Origin of the sequence: Streptomyces alkaliterrae (assembly GCF_007097205.2) — a bacterium.
In the GTDB taxonomy this organism is placed as follows: domain Bacteria; phylum Actinomycetota; class Actinomycetes; order Streptomycetales; family Streptomycetaceae; genus Streptomyces; species Streptomyces alkaliterrae.
Genome location: NZ_VJYK02000713.1, coordinates 1 through 462 on the forward strand (window position 1 = coordinate 1; position 462 = coordinate 462).

Genomic DNA, 462 nt, shown 5'->3' on the forward strand with positions numbered 1-462 from the left:
GCCGCGCCAAGGCGATTGCCTCGGTGCTTGGTGTTGGACTTGGCCTGTACGGCAAGTACGACGAGGCAGCGGCGTTTTTGCGCGCCCTCAACGTAGGTCCAGCAACTGACCTCGCAAAGATGGCGCCCCTGACCGTGAAAAAGGGGGGTGACAAGGGGCCGTCGTACGTTTCATGGCCCGCCGCGCTGGCGGCATGCCGGATCACCGACCCGGAGTTCAGCTGGGAGGTGATCGAGTATGAGTCGGTTGACCCGGTCAGCGGGGAGATTGGCGAGCAGCCGTACGTCGTCATTGGCCAGAGCTATATGGTCTCGGTCAAGGTGACCTACAAGGGCCAGAGCCACATCGAGATGCTGCCCATCATGGGTGTCGTCGAGGTGAACGGCAAACGGCGCGAGCACATGGCGCTCACGACCCCGACGCCGCACGATTGGAACCGCGCCGTCATGCGTTGTCTTGCAA

1 protein-coding gene is annotated in these 462 nt (G+C 62.8%); it reads left to right on the forward strand.

The features are described from left to right. Positions 1-462: Sak single strand annealing protein (locus FNX44_RS30165; RefSeq protein WP_153507826.1), on the forward strand; the 462-nt coding region annotated here is incomplete at both ends.